At 69.1% G+C, this 21,201-nt stretch carries 16 protein-coding genes; 11 read left to right on the forward strand and 5 right to left on the reverse strand.

The window, feature by feature from the left end; all coding sequences use genetic code 11:
- Nucleotides 1-15: 15 nt before the first annotated feature.
- Complete coding sequence (locus tag ABIC28_RS03940; RefSeq protein WP_097213575.1) at nt 16-1,227, forward strand: cation:proton antiporter; 1,212 nt, start codon at nt 16-18, stop codon at nt 1,225-1,227.
- A gap of 64 nt (nt 1,228-1,291) precedes the next feature.
- Here the strand turns inward: ABIC28_RS03940 and ABIC28_RS03945 are convergent, their stop codons facing one another.
- Nucleotides 1,292-2,431 (reverse strand): PQQ-dependent sugar dehydrogenase, encoded by a 1,140-nt coding sequence (locus ABIC28_RS03945; RefSeq protein WP_097213574.1) that lies wholly within the window; start codon nt 2,429-2,431, stop codon nt 1,292-1,294.
- A gap of 98 nt (nt 2,432-2,529) precedes the next feature.
- Between ABIC28_RS03945 and ABIC28_RS03950 the strand changes: the two genes are divergently transcribed.
- Entirely contained in the window at nt 2,530-3,366 is an 837-nt protein-coding gene (locus ABIC28_RS03950) for a DoxX family protein (RefSeq protein WP_257017721.1), read from the forward strand.
- A 28-nt stretch (nt 3,367-3,394) separates the two neighbouring features.
- Here the strand turns inward: ABIC28_RS03950 and ABIC28_RS03955 are convergent, their stop codons facing one another.
- On the reverse strand, nt 3,395-4,927 hold the full coding sequence (locus ABIC28_RS03955) for an amino acid permease (protein ID WP_097213573.1): 1,533 nt from the start codon (nt 4,925-4,927) through the stop codon (nt 3,395-3,397).
- Nucleotides 4,928-5,349: 422 nt separating this feature from the next.
- Here ABIC28_RS03955 and ABIC28_RS03960 point away from each other — a divergent pair, with 422 nt between their 5' ends.
- A complete protein-coding gene (locus ABIC28_RS03960; protein WP_257017720.1) occupies nt 5,350-6,369 on the forward strand; it encodes a Glu/Leu/Phe/Val dehydrogenase family protein in 1,020 nt (339 codons plus the stop codon).
- 98 nt (nt 6,370-6,467) lie between these two features.
- On the opposite strand, the gene ilvD is transcribed toward ABIC28_RS03960, so the two are convergent.
- Both ilvD and ABIC28_RS03970 read right to left on the reverse strand, forming a co-directional pair.
- Complete coding sequence (gene ilvD, locus ABIC28_RS03965) at nt 6,468-8,309, reverse strand: dihydroxy-acid dehydratase (protein ID WP_097213571.1); 1,842 nt, start codon at nt 8,307-8,309, stop codon at nt 6,468-6,470.
- Between the two features lie 143 nt (nt 8,310-8,452).
- Nucleotides 8,453-8,977, reverse strand: coding sequence for a PH domain-containing protein (locus ABIC28_RS03970; RefSeq protein WP_269588257.1), 525 nt, complete (start codon nt 8,975-8,977; stop codon nt 8,453-8,455).
- A 259-nt stretch (nt 8,978-9,236) separates the two neighbouring features.
- On the opposite strand from ABIC28_RS03970, the gene ABIC28_RS03975 reads away from it, so the two are divergent.
- The 6 genes from ABIC28_RS03975 to ABIC28_RS04000 all read left to right on the forward strand — a co-directional run bounded on the left by ABIC28_RS03975 (nt 9,237) and on the right by ABIC28_RS04000 (nt 17,405).
- On the forward strand, nt 9,237-11,189 hold the full coding sequence (locus ABIC28_RS03975) for an acetolactate synthase large subunit (RefSeq protein WP_354577595.1): 1,953 nt from the start codon (nt 9,237-9,239) through the stop codon (nt 11,187-11,189).
- Nucleotides 11,186-11,689 (forward strand): acetolactate synthase small subunit, encoded by a 504-nt coding sequence (ilvN, locus tag ABIC28_RS03980; RefSeq protein WP_027499209.1) that lies wholly within the window; start codon nt 11,186-11,188, stop codon nt 11,687-11,689. The genes ABIC28_RS03975 and ilvN overlap by 4 nt, the downstream gene beginning before the upstream one ends.
- Nucleotides 11,690-11,753: 64 nt before the next feature.
- Entirely contained in the window at nt 11,754-12,755 is a 1,002-nt protein-coding gene (gene ilvC, locus ABIC28_RS03985) for a ketol-acid reductoisomerase (protein WP_179800683.1), read from the forward strand.
- Nucleotides 12,756-12,908: 153 nt separating this feature from the next.
- Nucleotides 12,909-14,603 (forward strand): SulP family inorganic anion transporter, encoded by a 1,695-nt coding sequence (locus ABIC28_RS03990; RefSeq protein ID WP_097213569.1) that lies wholly within the window; start codon nt 12,909-12,911, stop codon nt 14,601-14,603.
- A 165-nt stretch (nt 14,604-14,768) separates the two neighbouring features.
- A complete protein-coding gene (gene serA / locus ABIC28_RS03995; RefSeq protein ID WP_097213568.1) occupies nt 14,769-16,361 on the forward strand; it encodes a phosphoglycerate dehydrogenase in 1,593 nt (530 codons plus the stop codon).
- A 30-nt stretch (nt 16,362-16,391) separates the two neighbouring features.
- Nucleotides 16,392-17,405, forward strand: coding sequence for a 3-isopropylmalate dehydrogenase (locus ABIC28_RS04000; protein WP_077041169.1), 1,014 nt, complete (start codon nt 16,392-16,394; stop codon nt 17,403-17,405).
- Nucleotides 17,406-17,480: 75 nt separating this feature from the next.
- Here ABIC28_RS04000 and ABIC28_RS04005 read toward each other — a convergent pair whose 3' ends face one another.
- Nucleotides 17,481-18,695 carry an MFS transporter gene (locus ABIC28_RS04005; protein WP_181320864.1) on the reverse strand — a complete coding sequence of 405 codons (1,215 nt, stop codon included), beginning with the start codon at nt 18,693-18,695 and terminating at the stop codon, nt 17,481-17,483.
- Nucleotides 18,696-18,823: 128 nt separating this feature from the next.
- On the opposite strand from ABIC28_RS04005, the gene ABIC28_RS04010 reads away from it, so the two are divergent.
- Nucleotides 18,824-19,597 carry a fumarylacetoacetate hydrolase family protein gene (locus ABIC28_RS04010; protein ID WP_354577600.1) on the forward strand — a complete coding sequence of 258 codons (774 nt, stop codon included), beginning with the start codon at nt 18,824-18,826 and terminating at the stop codon, nt 19,595-19,597.
- A 102-nt stretch (nt 19,598-19,699) separates the two neighbouring features.
- A complete protein-coding gene (gltX, locus tag ABIC28_RS04015; protein ID WP_354577602.1) occupies nt 19,700-21,175 on the forward strand; it encodes a glutamate--tRNA ligase in 1,476 nt (491 codons plus the stop codon).
- Nucleotides 21,176-21,201: the final 26 nt, after the last annotated feature.

The following is a 21,201-nucleotide window of genomic DNA, read 5'->3' on the forward strand; positions in this document are numbered from 1 at the left end:
AGCAGAATCAGGCGGGTGCCCTCAGTTTCCGCTTCGTTCTTCTGGATAGCGCTCTGCGCCGTCATCGCTCCGCTGGTCGCCGGGCTGGTGCCACGCAAGCTGGTGCCGGAGGTCGTGCTGCTGCTGATCGCGGGCGTCATCGTCGGGCCGCACGTGCTCGACCTCGCGGTCATGGGCAGCGAGATCGACCTGCTCCGCGAGCTCGGCCTCGGCATGCTTTTCCTGCTCGCCGGCTACGAGATCAACACCAGTGAGCTGACCGGTCGGGGCGGGCGTCGGGCGCTGATCACCTGGCTGTCCTGCCTGGTGCTGGCCTTCGTGGTGGTCGGGTTGCTCGGCCTCACCGGCGCGATCAATGCGGAGATCGCGGTGGCCATCGCCCTGACCTCCACGGCGCTGGGCACGCTGTTACCGATCCTCAAGGACAGCGGCATGCTCGGAACCCGCTTGGGCCGAACCGTTCTCAACCACGGCGCCTTCGGTGAGCTCGGCCCGGTGATCGCGATGGCGATCCTGCTGAGCTCGCGGAGTGCGGGCGCGTCGCTGGTCGTGCTGGCGGCGTTCGCGGCGGCTGCGGTCGGGGTCGCGTTCATCCCCGCGGGCCTGCGCCGCGAGGGCTCGAAGCTGGCCTCGATCATCCGGCTGGGCTCCGAGACCACCGCCCAGACGACCGTGCGGCTGACGATCCTGCTGTTGGTCACGCTGATCGCGGTCGCGACGATCTTCGACCTCGACATCATCCTTGGCGCCTTCGCCGCGGGCTTCATCCTGCGCCGCGCGATGCCGTCGGGCGACGAGAAGCTGGAGGCGAAGTTGGACGGGCTGGCCTTCGGGCTGCTCATCCCGATCTTCTTCGTCACCTCGGGCATGGCGATCGACGTCAAGGCCGTGGCCGCTGCGCCGGGCATCCTGCTCGCGTTCCTGGTGCTGATCCTGTTGGTGCGCGGGCTGCCTGTGTTCTTCGCCGAACGCTTCGACCGGGGTCCGGAGCTCAAGGATCCGCAGCCGACCGTGCGGGAGCGGGGGCAGGTTGCGCTGTACGCCGCGACCGGTCTGCCGCTGATCGTCGCGGTGACGGGGGTCGCGGTGAACGCCGGTCAGATGACCGAGTCGAACGCCTCGATCCTGGTCGCCGCGGGCGCGATCACCGTGCTGGTGTTGCCGCTGTCCGCTTCGCTGCTCGCGCCGAAGGCGCCGAAGAAGGTCCCGGCCCCCGCCACCGGCTAGCGCCGAGTGTGCACCTGCCGGCGGGTGTTCTCGGCCGATGCCCCGGCAGCTGCACACTCGACGGTCAGTCGAAGCCGCCGCCGCCCTGCGGTGCGGGGATCTTGACCACCCGGTCATCGGTCGGGCCGCCGGGATGGCCGTCGGCCTTGTTGACGGTCGAGACCCAGATCGTGTTCTCGGCCCCGAGCGCGGCCGCGCCCAGCCGGCCGTACCGGTCCTGGGCGATCAGCGACGGCGCCGCGGTCACGGCGCCGGTCTGCGGATCGGTGTCGAGCAGCGCGAGTGCCCGGCCCTCGGTCAGCGCGATGGCGACCGACCCGCCGCCCGCCGTGCAGCCTGCGACGCCGGGCCGGTCCGGCCAGGTCCAGACCGGGACGCCTGCCGCGCCGTTCGGCGCGACCTTCTGCAGTCGGTCCTCGAGCGGGGTTCGGTCGGTCACCCAGATGTTCTGGTCGGTCGGGTCCACGCAGACATCGCCCGCGCCGCCGATGCCCGACAGCGCGACCTGGGGGAAGGGCTGTGACCCGGGGGGCCCGGGCGTCAGCGCGGTCACGCGGAGCAGCTTTCCGGCCAGTGAGCCGGGATCGGTTGCGGCGGAGGGGTTTCCGGCGTCGCCGGTGAGTACCAGTAGTTCATTGGGGCCTGCGAAGGTCAGGGCTCCGGTGTTGCCGACGGATCCGCGCGGGATACCGGTCAGGACGTCCTTGGGCACATCGCCCGGTGCGACCCGCACCACCCGGTTGTCGCCGGGGGTGGAGACATAGGCGTACACCAGGTTGTCTTCGACGAAGGTCGGCGACAGCGCGACATCGAGCAGGCCACCGTCGGTGGAGCCGTCGACGTCGAGTCGGGCGAACTCCTCGGTGGGCTTGCCGGGGGTGACGCGGAGGATGCGGCCGGTGCGGCGCTCGGTGACCAGCGCCGAATCGCCGCCGGGCAGCATGACCATGCCGCCGGTGGTGTCGAGGCAGGTCGCAACGACGGCGGGGTCGGGGTCGATGCAGGGCGCCGGTTCGACGGTCGGGAGGGGCTCGCGGGGGCTGGTCGGGGGTGTGCCGGGCGGTCGGGGCCGGAGCTCGCCGCCGGCGTCGAACGTCGGCGCGGGGGTGAACGGGCTCGTTGCCGAGTCGTCGAACCGGGCACAGCCCGCCACCGCGACGACGATCGACACGGCCGCCAACACCCTGACCCGACTTGCTCCCATGACTGCAAACGGTACGGAATCCGGTGCGGGCGGCGCCACGGCGGCCCGGTGCGGCGCGCCGGAGCGCGTATCTGCCGCTCGCCCTTACGCTGTCCATCGTGACAGCGAAGCAGCAAGGGAACCCGGACCGCGACGGCGCCGATGGCACCGCCTCCAGTCCGTTCGACCTGCCGACCGAGCAACTTCCCACCTCCGCCGGCGGCGCGCTGCCCGTATCGGACGACGACCTCGGGCTGATGCCCACCGAGCAGATCCCGACCTACCGGGGCAGTTCGGTCGATGAGGTGTATCCCACGGACGAGGTGTATCCCACCGAGGAACTGCGGTTCGCCGATCCGTCCGAGCCTGCCGTCGTGTCGGCATTCACCTCGCCCGTCCAGCAGGCGATGCCGGAGACGATCGCGCCGGAGACGCCGTCCGGGCGAGGCACGCTCGACCTCGGCCTGCTCGTCCTCCGGGTCGGGCTCGGGACGGTCGCGCTGTTCCACGGGCTGCAGAAACTGTTCGGCTGGTGGAACGGCCCCGGACTCGACGGCTTCGAGACGACGCTCCTCGATGCCGGCTTCGAGCAGGCCCGACTGCTCTCGATCCTCACCGCGGTCGGTGAGGTCGCGGCAGGCGCCCTCCTGATCATCGGTCTTGTGACGCCGCTGGCCGGCGCCGCGGTGCTCGCGGTGCTGATCAACGCGTGGTGCGTTCGCCAGGTGGCCGAGCCGGGACTGCAGTTCTTCGCACCGTCCGGCGTCGAGCACGAGACGATGCTGGTCGCCGCGGCCGTCGCGGTGGTGTTGACCGGCCCCGGCCGGTTCTCGCTGGACGGTGGCCGGAAGTGGGCGACCAGGCCGCACATCGGTTCCTTCGTCGCGCTGATCCTCGGCGTCGCGGCAGGCGTCTGCCTCTGGATCTTCTTCAACGGGGCGAACCCCCTGATCTGAGTGATCAGGGGGTTCGCGATCGGGGCGGTCAGGCGGTGACCGTCTCCAGCTGCTCCTCCGGGGGCGGTGTGGACTGGGCGGCGAGCCGCTGGCCGAGCACCGACTTGCGCTTGCCGTAGGCGAAGTAGATCACCACGCCGATCGCCATCCAGACCAGGAACCGGATCCAGGTCTCCACGGACAGGTTCAGCATCAGCCACCCGCAGGCCAGCACCGCGAGGATCGGCACGAGGGGAACCAGCGGGACCCGGAATCCGCGCGGCAGGTCGGGTCGCGTCTTGCGCAGCACCACGACCCCGATGCAGACCAGGACGAAGGCGAACAGGGTGCCGATGTTGACCATCTCCTCGAGGGTCCCCATCGGGAAGAAGGCGGCGAGCAGCGCCACGATCACGCCGACCACGACGGTGATCCGAACGGGGGTGCCCTTGGTGCCGGTCTTGGCGAGACCGCGCGGCATCAGCCCGTCCCGCGACATCGCGAACAACACCCGGGTCTGGCCGAGCATCATGACCATGACGACGGTCGTCAGTCCGGCGAGGCCACCGAAGTTGATCACCCACTGAGCCCAGGTGATCCCGTGCGCCTCGAATGCGGTCGCGAGGGTGGCGCTGCTGTCGCCGACGAGCGGGCTGCCGGTCTTCAGGTCGGTGTACTTGACCATGCCGGTCAGGACCAGGGTCACCGCGACGTACAGGACGGTGACGATGGCGAGCGAACCGAGAATGCCGCGGGGGAGCGCCTTCTGCGGGTTCTTGGTCTCCTCGGCGGTGGTGGCAACGACGTCGAACCCGATGAACGCGAAGAACACGAGGCTGGCCGCGGCGAGCAGGCCGTACCAGCCGTAGCTGCTGCCGTCGGCGCCGGTGAGGAACGAGAACAGGGTCTGGTGGATGCCGCTGGCCGTGCTGGCCGCGCCCTCGGCCGGCGGGATGTACGGGGAGTAGTTGTCCTTGTTGATGTAGAACGCGCCGACCACGATGACGAGCAGGACCACGGCGATCTTGATGGCGGTGATGATGGCCGACACCCGCGAGGACACCTTGGTACCGATGGCGAGCACGGTGGTGATCGCGCCGATGATCAGCAGGGCGCCCCAGTCGAAGTCGATCGGGCCGAGATGCGCGGTGGTCGAACCGCTGGCTCCGAGCACGTTCCCCAGATACAGCGACCATCCCTTGGCGACAACTGCCGACGCGAGCGCGAACTCGAGGATGAGGTCCCATCCGATGATCCAGGCGACGAACTCGCCGAACGTCGCATAGGAGAAGGTGTACGCGCTGCCTGCGACCGGGACGGTGGAGGCGAACTCGGCATAACAGAGGGCCGCGAGCCCGCACGCGATGGCGGCGAGGACGAAGGCGAGCGAGATGGACGGCCCTGCGACGTTGCCTGCCGTCCTCGCGGTGAGGGTGAAGATGCCCGCCCCGATGACCACGGCGACGCCGAAGACGGTCAGGTCCCAGGCGGTCAGCTCTTTGCGTAGGCGGGTACCGGGTTCATCGGTATCTGATATCGACTGTTCGACGGACTTGGTGCGCCAAATACCGACTCCGGGCATGGATGGGCTCCTTGGTTGACTCCCGATGACCTTGTGGGTCGCCGGGTGGGGGCTGTGCTTGACCGGATGTGATCTGTGTCTCATCGGCGTGAAGAGAGAACCACCTGTGAACCCGATGCGCAACACCCGATCGCTCGATGGCGCATCCTGCTCAGCTGCGCGCCGAATCGCTCGGGCGAACTGCGCGATGTGCACACCTGGTTTAGGCCGATTCGCCAATTCTGCTGCCTTGGCCCGTGATCGCGACCCCGGGGTCGCCGTGCGCGGAACAGGCAACGGCTTGACATCCGTGTGACGCGCCTTACAGTTCATGCCGGGCAGGTACTCCGCCCGTCGCGGCCACAAGTGCCGTAACTCTCTGTCCCGCAACGGATCAGCCCCACAAGGGTGTCATCTGTCGTGGGCTGACCTCAGGAGCAGTAGTGAGCGCCATCAATTCCCTGGCCGAGCAGGACTTCGAGCAGCTGTCGATCCAGCGCGTGGAGAACGGGCTCGCCAGCATCATCGCCGTGCACGACACCACCCTCGGGCCCGCGCTCGGGGGAGTCCGGATCCGCCAGTACGAATCCGACGATGCGGCCGCGGCGGACGCGATGCGCCTCGCACGCGCGATGACCTACAAGGCGGCGCTCGCCGGCCTGGCGCTCGGCGGCGGGAAGAGTGTGATCAACGCCGATCCCCGCAGCCAGAAGACGCGTTCGCTCCTGGAGGCGCACGGCAGGCACATCGGGCTGCTCGGTGGCCGCTACATCCCCGGCGCCGACATGGGCACCGGACCCGCGGACCTGAAGGTGATCGCGGAGCACGCCCCCCGGGTCTCCAGCGACGGCCGCGATCCCTCGCCGTACACGGCCAGGGGAGTGGTCGCCTCGATCTCGGCGGTCGCCGACCATCTGGGGCGCGACGGCGTCGACGGGCTGCGGGTAGCCGTGCAGGGTGCCGGCAACGTCGGCCTCGGGATCGTCGAGCTCCTCTCCGCGGCCGGGGCCACGGTGCTGGTGGCCGACCCCGATCCGGAGCGGGTGCGGCTCGCGGTGGAAGGTTTTGGTGCGCAGGCGAGTTCGCTGGACGAGATCCTGCAGACCGACGTCGATGTGGTCTGCCCCGCGGGTCCAGGCCTGGTGATCGACGAGCGTGCAGTCGACCGGCTCAAGGCGGTGGCGCTGGTCGGAGCGGCCAACAACATGCTCGCCTCGCAGGCCGCGGGTGACGCGCTGACCGCCCGCGGCATCGTGCACGTCCCGGATTTCGTGTCGAACGCGGGCGGCCTGATCTCCTGCGACGCCGAGGTGAACGGGCTGACGGACTTCGTCGGCAAGGTGGACCGGATTGCGGACGTGGTGATGGAGATCCTCGACCGGGCCCGGGTGACCGGGGTGGACACCTCCACCGCCGCGATCGAGCTGGCCGAGCGGCGGATCGCGGAGGTCCGCGCGGCCTGAGCCGGGGCAAGAGCGGGAGCATCCCGCCGATACGACAGCGCCCCTGCGGTTCCGGGCATTCCCGGCACCGCAGGGGCGCTGTCTGTGAACGGTGAGGACTACGGCACGTAGCGAACGGCACCCTTGTCCGCGGAGGTCGCCAGCGCCGCGTAGGCACGCAGCGCGGTGGTGACGGTGCGCTGGCGGTCGACCGGCTGCCACGGACGCTCGGACGCCTCCATCTTGGCGCGGCGCTCGGCGAGCACGGCGTCGTCGACGAGGATCTCGAGGGTCCGGGTCGCGACGTCGATACGGACCTGGTCGCCGTTCTCCACCAGGCCGATCACGCCGCCCGCCGCGGCCTCAGGGGAGATGTGCCCGATGGACAGGCCGGAGGTGCCGCCGGAGAAGCGGCCGTCGGTGATGAGCGCGCACTCCTTGCCGAGGCCCGCACCCTTGAGGAATGCGGTGGGGTGCAGCATTTCCTGCATGCCCGGTCCGCCCTTGGGGCCCTCGTAGCGGACCACGAGGACGTCGCCGGACTTGATCTTCTTCTGCAGGATCACCGAGACGGCCTCCTCCTGCGATTCGACGACGAGCGCCGGACCCTGGAAGGAGAACAGCTCCTCGTCGATGCCCGCGGTCTTGAGGATGGCGCCGTCCAGCGCGATGTTGCCGCGCAGCACCACGAGTCCGCCCTCGACGGTGTACGCGTGCTCCTTGTCCCGGATGCACCCGCCTGCGGCGTCGGTGTCCAGCGCGCTCCAGCGGTTGGACGTGGAGAACGGCTCGGTGGTGCGGACCCCGCCCGGTGCGGCGTGGAAGAGCTCGATCGCCTCGTCGGTTGCCTTGCCGGAGCGGATGTCCCAGTCGTCGAGCCACTGGTCGAAGCTCTTGGTGTGGACTGTGGAGACATCGGTCTCGAGCAGGTTCGCGCGACGCAGCTCGCCGAGCAGTGCGGGGATTCCGCCTGCCCGGTGCACGTCCTCCATGTGGTAATCGGAGTTGGGTGAGACCTTCGACAGACACGGCACCAGGCGGCTGATCTCGTCGATGGTGTCGAGGTCGAAGTCGACCTCGCCCTCCTGGGCGGCGGCGAGGGTGTGCAGGACCGTGTTGGTCGAGCCGCCCATCGCGACGTCGAGGGCCATCGCGTTGCGGAACGCCTTGGGGGTGGCGATGTTCCGGGGGAGCACCGACTCGTCCTCGTCGCGGTAGTACTTGAGCGCGGCCTCGACGACCGTGGTGCCCGCGCGGGAGAACAGCGCGCGGCGGGCCTCGTGGGTGGCCAGGGTGGAGCCGTTGCCGGGCAGCGCAAGGCCGAGTGCCTCGGTGAGGCAGTTCATCGAGTTCGCCGTGAACATGCCGGAGCAGGAGCCACACGTCGGGCAGGCGCTGCGCTCGACCTCGTCGAGGCCTTCCTCGGACACCGCGTCGTTCGCGGATGCCGAGATGGCGGTGATCAGGTCGGTGGGGGCCTGCGCGACGCCGCCGACGACGACGGCCTTGCCTGCCTCCATCGGACCGCCCGAGACGAAGACGGTCGGGATGTTCAGGCGCATCGCGGCATTGAGCATGCCGGGGGTGATCTTGTCGCAGTTGGAGATGCAGACGAGGGCGTCGGCGGTGTGCGCGTTCGCCATGTACTCGACCGAGTCGGCGATGATCTCGCGGCTGGGCAGCGAGTAGAGCATGCCGCCGTGGCCCATCGCGATGCCGTCGTCCACCGCGATGGTGTGGAACTCACGGGGCACGCCGCCCGCGGCGCGCACGGCCTCGGCCACGATCTCGCCGACGTCCTTGAGGTGCACGTGCCCGGGGACGAACTGGGTGTACGAGTTCGCGATCGCGACGATCGGCTTGCCGAAATCGGAGTCCGTCATTCCGGTGGCGCGCCACAGGGCGCGGGCTCCGGCGGCATTGCGTCCGACGGTGGTGGTGCGGGACCTCAACGGGGGCATAGGACTGTCCTTAATCGTCGAACTGCGAACGTTGCCGTGACTCGAGCGGCTCCGGCGGGCTGGGCCGGTGGGCGGGTCCTCGGCAGGGGGTTGCTGCCGTCGGCGCCCTGGCGTCGAGTGTCCGTAGCAACGCTACTCGCGGGCTATTTCGTTCCCGGATCCGACTCCGTGCCGGACTCGGTCTCGTCATTCTCTGCGGCGGCCCTCTCGGCAGCGGCCTTCTCACGGGCCGCGCGATCCGCGGCCGCGTAGGGGTCGGTCACCCGGCCGCCGCTGGCCGCCGCGATCTGGGGGAGCCGACCGAAGGTGACCACGGGCAGGCTCACCTCGCGGCCGTCGGTCAGGTCGGCACGCGCCCATCCGCGCTTGGGGAAGCGGAAGCCCTTGATCTGGCTCCACTCGATGTTCTCGGTGGAGAACATCCGGCGCAGGCGCAGTCCCTCGGCGGTGACCGTGGTCCGTACCCGCAGCATCCACCAGGCGACCGCGACCGGGATCAGCAGCAGGAGCAGAAGGGGGACCGGCTTGGTGAGCACGACCGGGCTCAGGCAGATCGCCAGCAGGCCAACCGCGAGGAGTCCGAGCTTCGAGATGTGTATGGACTGCTCGATCGGTTCGGCGGTGTGCGAGGATGAGTTCGGTGGCACGGGCTGCGATGAGGATGACACCGCACCATCCTTGCATTGCGGTCAGCGCTTCTCACATTCTGGGACAGCCGACTCACCAAGTTGACTGTTCACCCTTGACGCGCCTACCTTCGAGCGCGTGAAGCAGAATGAGTTCCTCGTAATCGGCCGGCGCGTCGCCGCCTGAGTCGATTTCGTCAACTCACAAGCACGACGCGCCACCCTCGTACAGCAAGATTGCTGACGGGGGTTTTTTCTTGCCCGGAGCCAGCTTGAACCGTCAAGACCAGAGGATTATGCAGTGAGCGCACCAACCGCACGGCCGCAGCCCACGCCGCGCAAGTCGGGGGGAACGGGTCAGCCCAGCCCCGCGGCAGCGCCGGCCGCCCAACCCGGTACCCGCCGTCAAGTCGCCCCCGAGCGAGTGACCGGCGCCCAGTCCGTGGTTCGGGCCCTCGAGGAGCTCGAGGTCGACACTGTATTCGGCATCCCCGGCGGCGCCGTTCTGCCCGTCTACGACCCGCTCTTCGACTCGAAGAAGGTTCGGCACGTCCTCGTCCGGCACGAGCAGGGCGCCGGACACGCCGCGACCGGATACGCCCAGGCCACCGGCAAGGTCGGCGTCTGCATGGCGACCTCCGGCCCCGGCGCCACCAACCTGGTGACCCCGATCGCCGACGCGCAGATGGACTCGGTCCCGATCGTCGCGATCACCGGCCAGGTCGGTCGCAGCCTGATCGGCACCGACGCCTTCCAGGAGGCCGACATCTCCGGCATCACCATGCCGGTGACCAAGCACAACTTCCTGATCACCGACGGCGCTGACATCCCGCGGATCATGGCGGAGGCCTTCTACCTGGCGGCCTCCGGTCGTCCCGGTGCCGTCCTCGTCGACATCCCGAAGGACGTGCTGCAGGCGCAGACCACGTTCTCGTGGCCGCCGGAGATGCACCTGCCCGGCTACCGCCCGGTGAGCAAGCCGCACGGTAAGCAGGTCCGCGAGGCGGCCCGGCTGATCGCCGAGTCGAAGGCGCCGGTGCTCTACGTCGGTGGCGGTGTCATCAAGGCCGACGCGTCCGCCGAGCTGCTCGAGCTCGCGGAACTGACCGGCATCCCCGTCGTGACGACGCTGATGGCCCGCGGCGCGTTCCCCGACAGCCACCAGCTGCACTGCGGCATGCCGGGTATGCACGGCACCGTCGCGGCGGTCGGCGCGCTGCAGAAGAGCGACCTGCTGATCACCCTCGGCGCGCGTTTCGACGACCGGGTGACCGGTCAGCTCGACTCGTTCGCACCCGACGCCAAGGTCATCCACGCCGACATCGACCCGGCCGAGATCGGTAAGAACCGGTACGCGGACGTCCCGATCGTCGGTGACTGCGGCGAGGTGATCACCGAGCTGATCGAGGCGATCAAGGCGGATCAGGCCACCGGGACCACCCTCGACTACGCCGAGTGGTGGTCGTACCTGGACGGTCTGCGCGACACCTACCCGCTGGCCTACGGCAAGCCGTCGGACGGCGCGCTGTCCCCTGAGTACGTGATCGAGGCGGTCGGCAGGCTCGCGGGCCCGGACGCGATCTACTGCGCGGGCGTCGGCCAGCACCAGATGTGGGCGGCGCAGTTCGTCAAGTACGAGAAGCCGCGCACCTGGCTCAACTCCGGCGGCCTCGGCACCATGGGTTACGCGGTGCCAGCCGCGATGGGCGCCAAGATGGGCATGCCGGACAAGGAAGTCTGGGCCATCGACGGTGACGGCTGCTTCCAGATGACCAACCAGGAGCTCGCGACCTGCGCGGTCGAGGGCGTGCCGATCAAGGTCGCGCTGGTCAACAACGGCAACCTCGGCATGGTGCGGCAGTGGCAGACGCTGTTCTACGACCAGCGCTACTCCAACACCAACCTCGGCACCCACGGCGCGATCCGGATCCCGGACTTCGTCAAGCTCGCCGAGGCGTTGGGCTGCCACGGCATCCGCGTCGAGCGCGAGGAGGACGTCGAGGCTGCGATCCGCGAGGCGCAGTCCATCAACGACAAGCCGGTGGTGATCGACTTCATCGTCGGCGCCGACGCCCAGGTGTGGCCGATGGTGGCCGCGGGCACCAGCAACGACGAGATCCAGGCGGCGCGGGGCATCCGGCCGCTGTTCGACGACGACGAGGCCGTCAACGAGCCCGCCGTCATCCACGAGGCCATGGAGCGCGAGCAGCAGTCCGGCCAGGCCGCTGCCGCCGCAAGGGAGGACAACCAGTGAGCACCAGCCACACCCTCAGCGTTCTCGTCGAGGACAAGCCGGGAGTGTTGGCCAGGGTGGCCGCGCTGTTCTCGCGCAGGGGCTTCAACATCGAGTCCCTCGCGGTCGGGGGGACCGAACTCCCCGACGTTTCCCGCATGACCATCGTCGTGACCGTCGACGAGTTCCCGCTCGAGCAGGTGACCAAGCAGCTCAACAAGCTGATCAACGTGCTCAAGATCGTCGAGCAGGACACCGAGGCCTCGGTGGCCCGCGAGCTCGTGCTGATCAAGGTGCGGGCCGACGCCAGCGTTCGGACGCAGGTCCTCGAGACGGTGAACCTGTTCCGCGCCAAGGTGATCGACGTCTCGCCCGAGTCGGTGACCATCGAGGCGACCGGCACCCGGTCGAAGCTCGACGCGCTGCTGCGGATGCTCGATCCCTACGGGATCCGGGAGATCGTGCAGTCCGGTGTCGTGGCTGTCGGCCGTGGGCCGAAGTCCATCACCGCGGCCCGCTAGTACTTTCTATTCACGAATCAAGTCTTCAGATAACCGAGGAGAGGTAATACCAGTGGCAGTCGAGATGTTCTACGACGATGACGCCGACCTGTCGATCATCCAGGGCCGCAAGGTCGCTGTGATCGGCTACGGCAGCCAGGGACACGCGCATTCGCTCAGCCTGCGTGATTCGGGCGTCGATGTGCGCATCGGCCTGAAGGAGGGTTCGAAGTCTCGGGCCAAGGCCGAGGAGCAGGGCCTGACCGTCGGCACGCCCGCCGAGGTCGCCGAGTGGGCAGACGTGATCATGGTGCTGGCACCCGACACCGCGCAGGCGTCGATCTTCACCAACGACATCGAGCCGAACCTCAAGGACGGCGACGCGCTGTTCTTCGGGCACGGCCTGAACATCCACTTCGACCTGATCAAGGCCCCGGAGTTCGTCACCGTCGGCATGGTCGCCCCGAAGGGCCCCGGCCACCTGGTGCGCCGTCAGTTCGTCGACGGCAAGGGCGTTCCCGCCCTCATCGCCGTCGACCAGGACCCGAAGGGCGAGGGCCAGGCCCTGGCGCTGTCCTACGCCAAGGCGATCGGTGGCACCCGCGCCGGCGTCATCAAGACCACCTTCAAGGAAGAGACCGAGACGGACCTCTTCGGCGAGCAGGCCGTGCTCTGCGGCGGCACCGAGGAGCTCGTCAAGACGGGCTTCGAGGTCATGGTCGAGGCCGGCTACGCGCCCGAGATGGCGTACTTCGAGGTTCTGCACGAGCTCAAGCTGATCGTCGACCTCATGTACGAGGGCGGCATCGCGCGCATGAACTACTCGGTGTCCGACACCGCCGAGTTCGGTGGCTACCTCTCCGGCCCGCGCGTCATCGACGCAGGCACCAAGGACCGCATGAAGGCGATCCTGGCCGACATCCAGTCCGGCGAGTTCACCCGTCGGCTGGTCGCCAACGTCGAGAACGGCAACACCGAGCTCGAGGGCCTGCGCAAGGCCAACGCCGAGCACCCGATCGAGGTCACCGGCAAGAAGCTGCGCGACCTGATGAGCTGGGTCGATCGCCCGATCACCGAAACCGCTTAGGCGGCTGCGCCACCCGTGAGTCCTTTTGGTCCCGTAGGGGGCCGAAAAGACTCACGGGGCGCGAAGCGCATTTCGGGGCCCGATGTCACCCCGTGACAGTGCAGACTGTCACGGAGGGCATCGGGCCCTTGCGTTGTCCGGGGTAGGTGATGGATGGCACGACAATCGTCCCTTGGGTCATGGCTTCCTGGTGTCGAGGTCGCCCGCCGATACGAGCGGTCCTGGTTGCGCCCCGACCTCACCGCCGGGGTCGCGCTCACCGCGCTGCTGATCCCCGCGGGCATGGGGTACGCCGAGGCGGCAGGCCTGCCCCCGGAGACCGGCCTATACGCCACCATCGTGCCGCTGCTCGTCTACGCACTGGTCGGGCCCTCGAAGATCCTGGTGCTCGGCCCCGATTCCTCGCTCGCCCCGATCATCGGCGCGGCCGTACTGCCGCTCGCCGCAGGAGATCCTGACCGGGCCGTCGCCCTCGCCGGACTGCTCGCGATCCTGATGGGCCTGATCCTGGTCGCCGGTGGCCTGCTGAACCTGGGCTTCGTCACGGACCTGCTGTCCAAACCGATTCGGCTCGGCTACCTCAACGGCATCGCCCTTGTCGTGGTCGTCAGCCAGATACCGAAGCTGCTCGGCTTCTCCGTCGACGGCGTCAACCTCATCGACGAGGCCCGCAACACCGTTGTCGCGATCGCCGACGGCGAGATCGACCCGACCGCCGCCGCGTTCGGCATCGGCGGCATCGCGGTCATCCTGGCCTTCAAGCTGCTGCACAGCCGCATCCCCGGTGTGCTGGTCGCGGTGGTTGGCGCGATCATCCTGGCCTACGTCCTGGGTCTGCAGGACGACCTCCCGATGGTCGGCGCGCTGCCGCAGGGCCTGCCTGCACCCGCGCTCGGTGGGCTGGCCTGGTCCGACGTCGCCGACCTGATCGTCCCGGCCGCGGGCATCGCGCTGATCGCGTTCGCCGACACCGGGGTGCTCTCGCGCACCTTCGCGGCGCGGCGCGGCGAGAGTGTCAACGGCAGCATCGAGATGCGAGCGATCGGGACCGCCAACGTGGCCAGCGGGCTGCTCGGCGGATTCCCGATGTCCGCGAGCTCCTCGCGCACCCCGGTCGCCGAACAGAACGGTGCCAAGACCCAGCTCGTCGGGGTGGTCGGTGCGCTGGCCATCGTGCTGTTCATCCTCGTCGCGCCCGGCGTCACCGGTTACCTGCCGTCGGCGGTGCTGGCGTCGGTGGTGATCGTGGCGGCGACCTCGCTGGTGGACGTCCGCGGGATGGTGGCGATGTGGCGGATGAGCAAGGTGGAGGCGTCCCTGGCGATCGCCGCGTTCCTCGGCGTCGCGCTGGTCGGGGTGCTGGAGGGCATCGTGGTGGCGATCGCCCTGTCCTTCGTGGCCGTCGTCGTGCACGCGTGGCAGCCGTACCGTGCGGAACTGGTGGTGGTACCCGACCTCGACGGCTACCACGACCTCGCCAGGCACCCCGAGGGCCACCGGATCCCGGGCCTGGTCATCGCGCGGTTCGACGCACAGCTCTTCTTCGCGAACGGTGCGCTGTTCGATGACTACGTGCGGGGGCTCGTCACCGACGCGCCCGATCCGGTCCGATGGGTGGTGATCGCCTCGGAGCCGTTGACCGGGCTCGACACCACGGCGGTGGACGAACTGGTGGAGCTCGACCAGTACCTGGACAGCCACGGGGTGCGACTGGTCTTCGCCGAGATGAAGGGACCGGTGAAGGATCGGCTGATCCTGTTCGGGGTCGGCGACCGTTTCGGCCACGACAGGTTCTATCCGACCCTCGACGCCGCGGTGGAGGCGTTCGAGGCCGGCCGCTCCGGCTGAGTGATCCGTCCCACGAGGTGTCCACTATCTGGTATCGGCGCACCCAGGGTGCCGAAACCCGGGGGCCCGCACACTAAGCTGTCTTCGGTCACGGCCTCACGTGGGCGCCCGAGGCGGCGCCGGGCCGCGGACGATCCGCCCGACACCTAACACAGGAGTTCACTCGTGAGCCAGCCAGGCCGTCCCGTTGTTCTGATCGCAGACAAGCTCGCGCCGTCCACGGTCGAGGCGCTCGGCGATGGCGTGGAAGTGCGCTGGGTCGACGGTCCCGACCGTCCCGCCCTGCTGGCCGCCGTCCCCGAGGCCGACGCGATCCTGGTCCGCTCGGCGACCACCGTCGACGCGGACGTCCTCGCCGCGGGCACCAAGCTGAAGATCGTCGGCCGTGCAGGCGTCGGCCTGGACAACGTCGACATCCCGGCCGCCACCGAGCGCGGCGTGATGGTCGTCAACGCGCCGACCTCGAACATCCACACCGCAGCCGAGCACGCCGTCGCCCTGCTGCTGGCCACCGCGCGCCAGATCCCGGCCGCCGACCGCACCCTCCGCGAGAAGACCTGGAAGCGTTCGAGCTTCAACGGCACCGAGATCCTCGGCAAGACGGTCGGCGTCGTCGGCCTCGGCCGGATCGGACAGCTGTTCGCGCAGCGCCTCGCGGCGTTCGAGACCCACGTCATCGCGTACGACCCCTACCTGCCCGCGGCCCGCGCCGCGCAGCTCGGCATCGAGCTCGTCGACATCGACGAGCTGGTCAAGCGCTCGGACTTCATCTCCGTGCACCTGCCGAAGACCAAGGAGACCGCCGGCCTGATCAACGCCGAGCGTCTCGCCACTGCCAAGGACGGGCTGATCATCGTCAACGCCGCCCGCGGCGGCCTGATCGACGAGGATGCGCTGTACGACGCGCTCGTCTCCGGCAAGGTCCGCGCCGCGGGCCTGGACGTGTTCAACACCGAGCCGTGCACCGACTCGAAGCTGTTCGACCTCGACAACGTCGTCGTCACCCCGCACCTAGGCGCGTCCACCTCGGAGGCCCAGGACCGCGCGGGCACCGACGTCGCCAAGAGCGTGCTGCTCGCGCTGGCGGGCGAGTTCGTGCCCGAGGCCGTCAACGTCTCCGGTGGCCCGGTCGGCGAGGAGGTCGCGCCGTGGCTCGACCTGGTCCGCAAGCTCGGTCTGCTCGCGGGCACCCTCTCCCCGGAGGCCGTGCAGAACATCCAGGTCATCGTCAGCGGTGAGCTGTCGGCGGAGAACGTCGAGATCCTCGGCCTTGCCGCGCTGCGCGGACTCTTCTCGGCCAGCAGCGACGAGCCGGTCACCTTCGTCAACGCGCCCGCGCTCGCCGAGCAGCGTGGCGTGAGCGTCGAGGTCGACAAGCACAGCGAGGCGCTCACGCACCGCAGCGCGGTCGAGGTGCGGGCCGTCGCGGCCGACGGCACCGTCACCGCCGTCGCGGGCGCGCTGACCGGCCTGCAGCAGATCGAGAAGATCGTCAACGTCAACGGTCGCAGCTTCGACCTGCGCGCCGAGGGCCACAACATCGTCGTGCACTACCAGGATCGTCCGGGCGTGCTCGGCACCCTCGGCACTGTGCTCGGCAACGCAGGCATCGACATCCAGGCCGCGGCGTTGAGCCAGGACGTGGAGGGCGAGGGCGCCACCGTCATCCTGCGCGTGGACCGCGTGGTCGGCGATGCCGAGGTCGCGGAGGTCGTCGCACAGCTCGACGCCCGCGTGGCCCAGGTCGACCTGTCCTGATTTCGTCTCTGCGAGGAAGTGGGTAAGTACATGAAGCTTGCAGTCATTCCCGGCGACGGCATCGGGGTCGAGGTCACGGCAGAGGCGCTCAAGGTGCTGCGCAAGTTGGTCCCCGACCTGCAGACCACCGAGTACGACCTCGGTGCGACGCGCTACAACGCGACCGGTGAACTGCTGCCGGACGCGGAGCTCGCGCAGATTCGCGAGCACGACGCGATCCTGCTCGGCGCGATCGGCGACCCGCGCCTGGTCGGCCCCGGCATCCTCGAGCGTGGCCTGCTGCTGAACATGCGGTTCCAGCTCGATCACCATGTGAACCTGCGTCCGTCGCGGCTGTACCCGGGCGCGACGTCGCCGCTGGCAGCCAACCCGGACATCGATTTCGTGGTGGTGCGCGAGGGCACCGAGGGCCCGTACACCGGCAACGGCGGCGCCATCCGCGTCGGGACGCCGCACGAGATCGCCACCGAGGTGTCGATCAACACGTGGTTCGGTGCCGAGCGCGTCGTCCGCTACGCCTTCGAGCTGGCGCAGACGCGGCGCAAGCACCTCACGCTGATCCACAAGACCAACGTGCTCTCCAACGCGGGCGCGATCTGGTCTCGTGCGGTGGAGACCGTCGGTGCCGAGTACCCGGACGTCGAGACCGCGTACTGCCACATCGACGCCGCCACCATCTACATGGTCAGCGACCCGTCGCGCTTCGACGTGATCGTCACCGACAACCTGTTCGGCGACATCATCACCGACCTGGCAGGCGCGGTCACCGGTGGTATCGGTCTCTCGGCGTCCGGCAACATCGACGCCTCGGGCACCAACCCGTCGATGTTCGAGCCCGTGCACGGCTCGGCTCCTGACATCGCGGGTAAGGGCATCGCCGATCCCACCGCCGCGATCCTGTCGGTGGCACTGATGCTGCGTCACCTCGGGCGCGAGGAGGATGCGGCCCGCGTCGAGCAGGCCGTCGAGGCCGATCTCGCGGCCCGCGGTGACGGTCCGATCAAGACCTCCGAGGTCGGCGACCGCATCGCCGCGAGCCTCTAGGCTCGGCGAAAACTCCGTAGTAGCACTCCGCCCGCGAACCGAAAGGTTCGCGGGCGGAGTGCGTTCGGGGTTGGTTCACGTCGATGTCGGCGGGTCGGCGGGGACCAGCGGGGCGGCGGCCAGCGGTAGCGCGGCGGCGAGCGCGAAGGCGGCAGGAAAGCCGAGAGTCCCGATCACCGCGCCGAACACCGGCGGCACGAACGCGGCAACCAGGAACTGGCCGGTGTTCTGGGCGCCGAGGGCCCTGCCGCTCCAATACGGGCCCGCGATCTCCGCAACCGCGGTGAAGGCGAGTCCGTTGTCGGCCACCGTGATCACCGAGGCCACCACCATCAGGGCGACGGAGATCGGCGAGTCGAGCCAGTCCGTGATCGCCAGCGCCGCCATGGACAGCGCCGCGGCGACCGCGACGGTCCGCAGCGGGCCCATCCGGCTGCCGACCCGGTCCGACCAGATTCCCGCACCGATCCGGCCAAGCGCGCCCAGCAGCTGGGTCGCGGTGATGAGGATGCCCGCCGACGCCGCCGACCAGTGCTGGTCGGTGATCAGCCAGACCGGGACGAAGGTCCACACCAGGTACTGCGGCACCACCAGCACCGCGGAGACCGAGTGGATTCGCCACAGCACGCTCTGGTTCCGGTACGGGTTGGCCAACAGGCCCTGCGACGACGCGGCCGCGCGGCTGGGTCGCGGTGGGTCGACCACGAACACCAGGCAGGCCAGTGCGGCGACCGCGCAGATGATCGCGGGCACGGCCAGCGCCCAGCCGATCCCGTGGTCGGCGGCCAGGTTCGGGACGGTCAGCGCGGCCACCGCAACCCCGAGGGGCAGTGCCATCTGGCGCACGCCCATCGCGAATCCGCGCCGGTGCGGCGGGAACCAGCCCACCACAACCCGCCCGCTGGCGGCGTTGGCACTCGAGGCGGCCACACCGCCGAGGAACAGGAACACCCCCAGTGCCAGGAAGGACGCGCTCAGTGCGGCGGCCGCGGCAGTCGCGAGGGCGGCGGCGCCGAGTCCGATGGCCAGCACCCGGCGTTCGCCGATCCGGTCGACCACCACACCCCACGCGAACAGGCTGACGAGGAAGCCGACCGTCGGGGCGGCCGCGATCAGCCCGGCGCGGGCCAGGCTCATGCCCTGCGCGTCGTGCAGGGTCGGGATGAGGAAGGCGGGCGCGTTGGCGAATACGCCGCCCGCAGCCTGGGCGAGGACACCGAGGCCGAGCATGGACCACCGCCTGGGCGCGGTGATCTGCGGATCCTGTCTGTTCTGTTCCTGAACACTCATGCAAGCCGTCCCAAGATGTGGAATGAGAATCTTATAGAATGGAATTTGAGATCGAGTGTATCGCGCCGTTCCCGGCCGCGCGCCACGGGCGGACGCGGGGGTCCGGTGGCGGCCGATAGACTGCCGCCATGCGTCTAGGTCGAATCGCCAGCCCCGATGGGGTCGCCTTTGTTTCCATCGAAGGGGAGGGTGACGCGCAGACCGCGAAGGAGATCGCCGAGCACCCGTTCGGCAACCCGACATTCACCGGCAGGAGCTGGCCGCTCGCCGATGTCCGGCTGCTCGCGCCGATCCTGGCCAGCAAGGTGATCTGCATCGGCAAGAACTATGCGGCGCACGCGGCCGAGATGGGCTCCGAGGCGCCCGAGGATCCGGTGATCTTCCTCAAGCCGAACACCTCGATCATCGGCCCCGGCGTGCCGATCATGTTGCCGCCCAGCTCGAATGAGGTGCACTACGAGGGCGAGCTCGCGATCATCATCGGGCGTCCCTGCAAGGACGTGCCCGCCGCGAAGGCGCTCGACGTGGTGCTCGGATACACCGCCGCGAACGATGTGTCCGCGCGCGATCAACAGCGCCAGGACGGTCAGTGGACCAGGGCCAAGGGGCACGACACGTTCTGCCCACTCGGCCCGTGGATCGAGACCACCCTCGACGCCTCAGATCTCGAGATCAAGACGGATGTCGATGGTGAGGTCAAGCAGCGCAGCCGGACTTCGCTTCTGCTGCACGACATTCCGAAGATCATCGAGTGGGTCTCCGCGGTGATGACGCTGCTCCCCGGTGACGTCATCCTGACCGGCACCCCCGAGGGGGTCGGTCCGATCGTCGCGGGCGACACCGTGAGCGTCACCATCGAGGGGATCGGTACCCTCGCCAACCCGGTGGCCGCCAAGGGCTGAGTCCGGCGGCGTTGCGACGGTCGGTGGTCACTGCCGGGCCGGGTGGGGGCGGGGAAGACTAGCCTGTAGGGGACCGATTCCCCCCTCCGACCCAAGTGAGCCATGACCTCCAGCGAAGTGCGTGTTCGTTTCTGTCCCTCGCCGACCGGCACGCCCCATGTCGGGCTGATCCGTACGGCCCTGTTCAACTGGGCCTATGCCCGGCACCACGGCGGCAAGTTCGTCTTCCGTATCGAGGACACCGACGCCGCGAGGGACTCGGAGGAGTCCTACCAGGCGATCCTCGACGCGCTGAACTGGCTCGGCCTGACCTGGGACGAGGGTCCCGAGGTCGGCGGCCCGTACGCGCCGTACCGCCAGTCGCAGCGACGAGACCTGCACCTCGAGGTCGTCGCGAAGCTGCTGGCGGCGGGGGAGGCCTACGAGTCCTTCTCCACCCCCGAGGAGGTCGAGGAGCGGCACAAGGCGGCCGGCCGTGACCCCAAGCTCGGGTACGACAATTTCGATCGCGATCTGACCGCCGAGCAGCGTCAGGCGTACCTCGACGAGGGGCGTAAGCCCGTCGTGCGGTTGCGGATGCCCGACCACGACCTGACCTGGAACGACCTGGTTCGCGGCGAGACCACCTTCAAGGCGGGCACGGTGCCCGATTTCGCGCTCACCCGGGGCAACGGCATCCCGCTGTACACCCTGGTGAACCCCGTGGATGACGCGCTGATGAAGATCACTCACGTGCTGCGTGGCGAGGACCTGCTGTCGTCGACGCCGCGCCAGCTGGCCCTCTACGAGGCGCTGCAGCGGATCGGCGTCGCGGAGCTCACCCCGGAGTTCGGTCACCTCCCGTTCGTGATGGGACAGGGCAACAAGAAGCTCTCGAAGCGCGACCCCGAGTCGAACCTGTTCATCCATCGGGACCGCGGCTTCATTCCCGAGGGCCTGCTCAACTACCTGGCCCTGCTCGGCTGGGGCATCGCGGACGATCGCGACGTGTTCTCGCTCACGGAGATGGTCGAGGCCTTCGACATCTCGAAGGTCAACTCCAATCCGGCGCGTTTCGACCAGAAGAAGGCCGACGCGATCAACGCCGAGCACATCCGGTTGCTCGACCCCGCCGATTTCACGGCGCGGCTGCGGGCGTTCCTGGCCGGTCACGGTCATCCCGTTGAGTCGCTTGACGAGGCCTCGTTCGCCGTCGCGGCCGAACTCGTGCAGACGCGCATCGTCGTCCTCGCCGATGCGTGGGATCTGCTCAAGTTCCTCTTCGTGGACGAGTCCGAGTTCGCGATCGATCCGGCCGCGGCCGCGAAGAACCTGGGCGCGGATTCCGCTCCCGTGCTCGACGCCACGATCGCCGCGCTCGAGGCGACGCCGAACTGGGCGAGCGCGGACCTGGAGGAGTCTCTCAAGGCCGCTCTCATCGATGGCCTGGAACTCAAGCCGCGCAAGGCCTTTGCGCCCGTGCGGGTCGCGGTGACCGGCTCACACATCAGCCCGCCGCTGTACGAGTCGATGGAGCTGCTCGGCAGGGAGAAGACGATGGCCCGGCTGCGCTCGGCACGCGCTCAGGTGGGTCAGTAGGAGTTCCTGTCGGCTGGCCAGGGGCA

The organism is Rhodococcus sp. PvR044 (assembly GCF_040548995.1).
Taxonomy (GTDB): Bacteria; Actinomycetota; Actinomycetes; order Mycobacteriales; family Mycobacteriaceae; genus Rhodococcus_G; species Rhodococcus_G oryzae.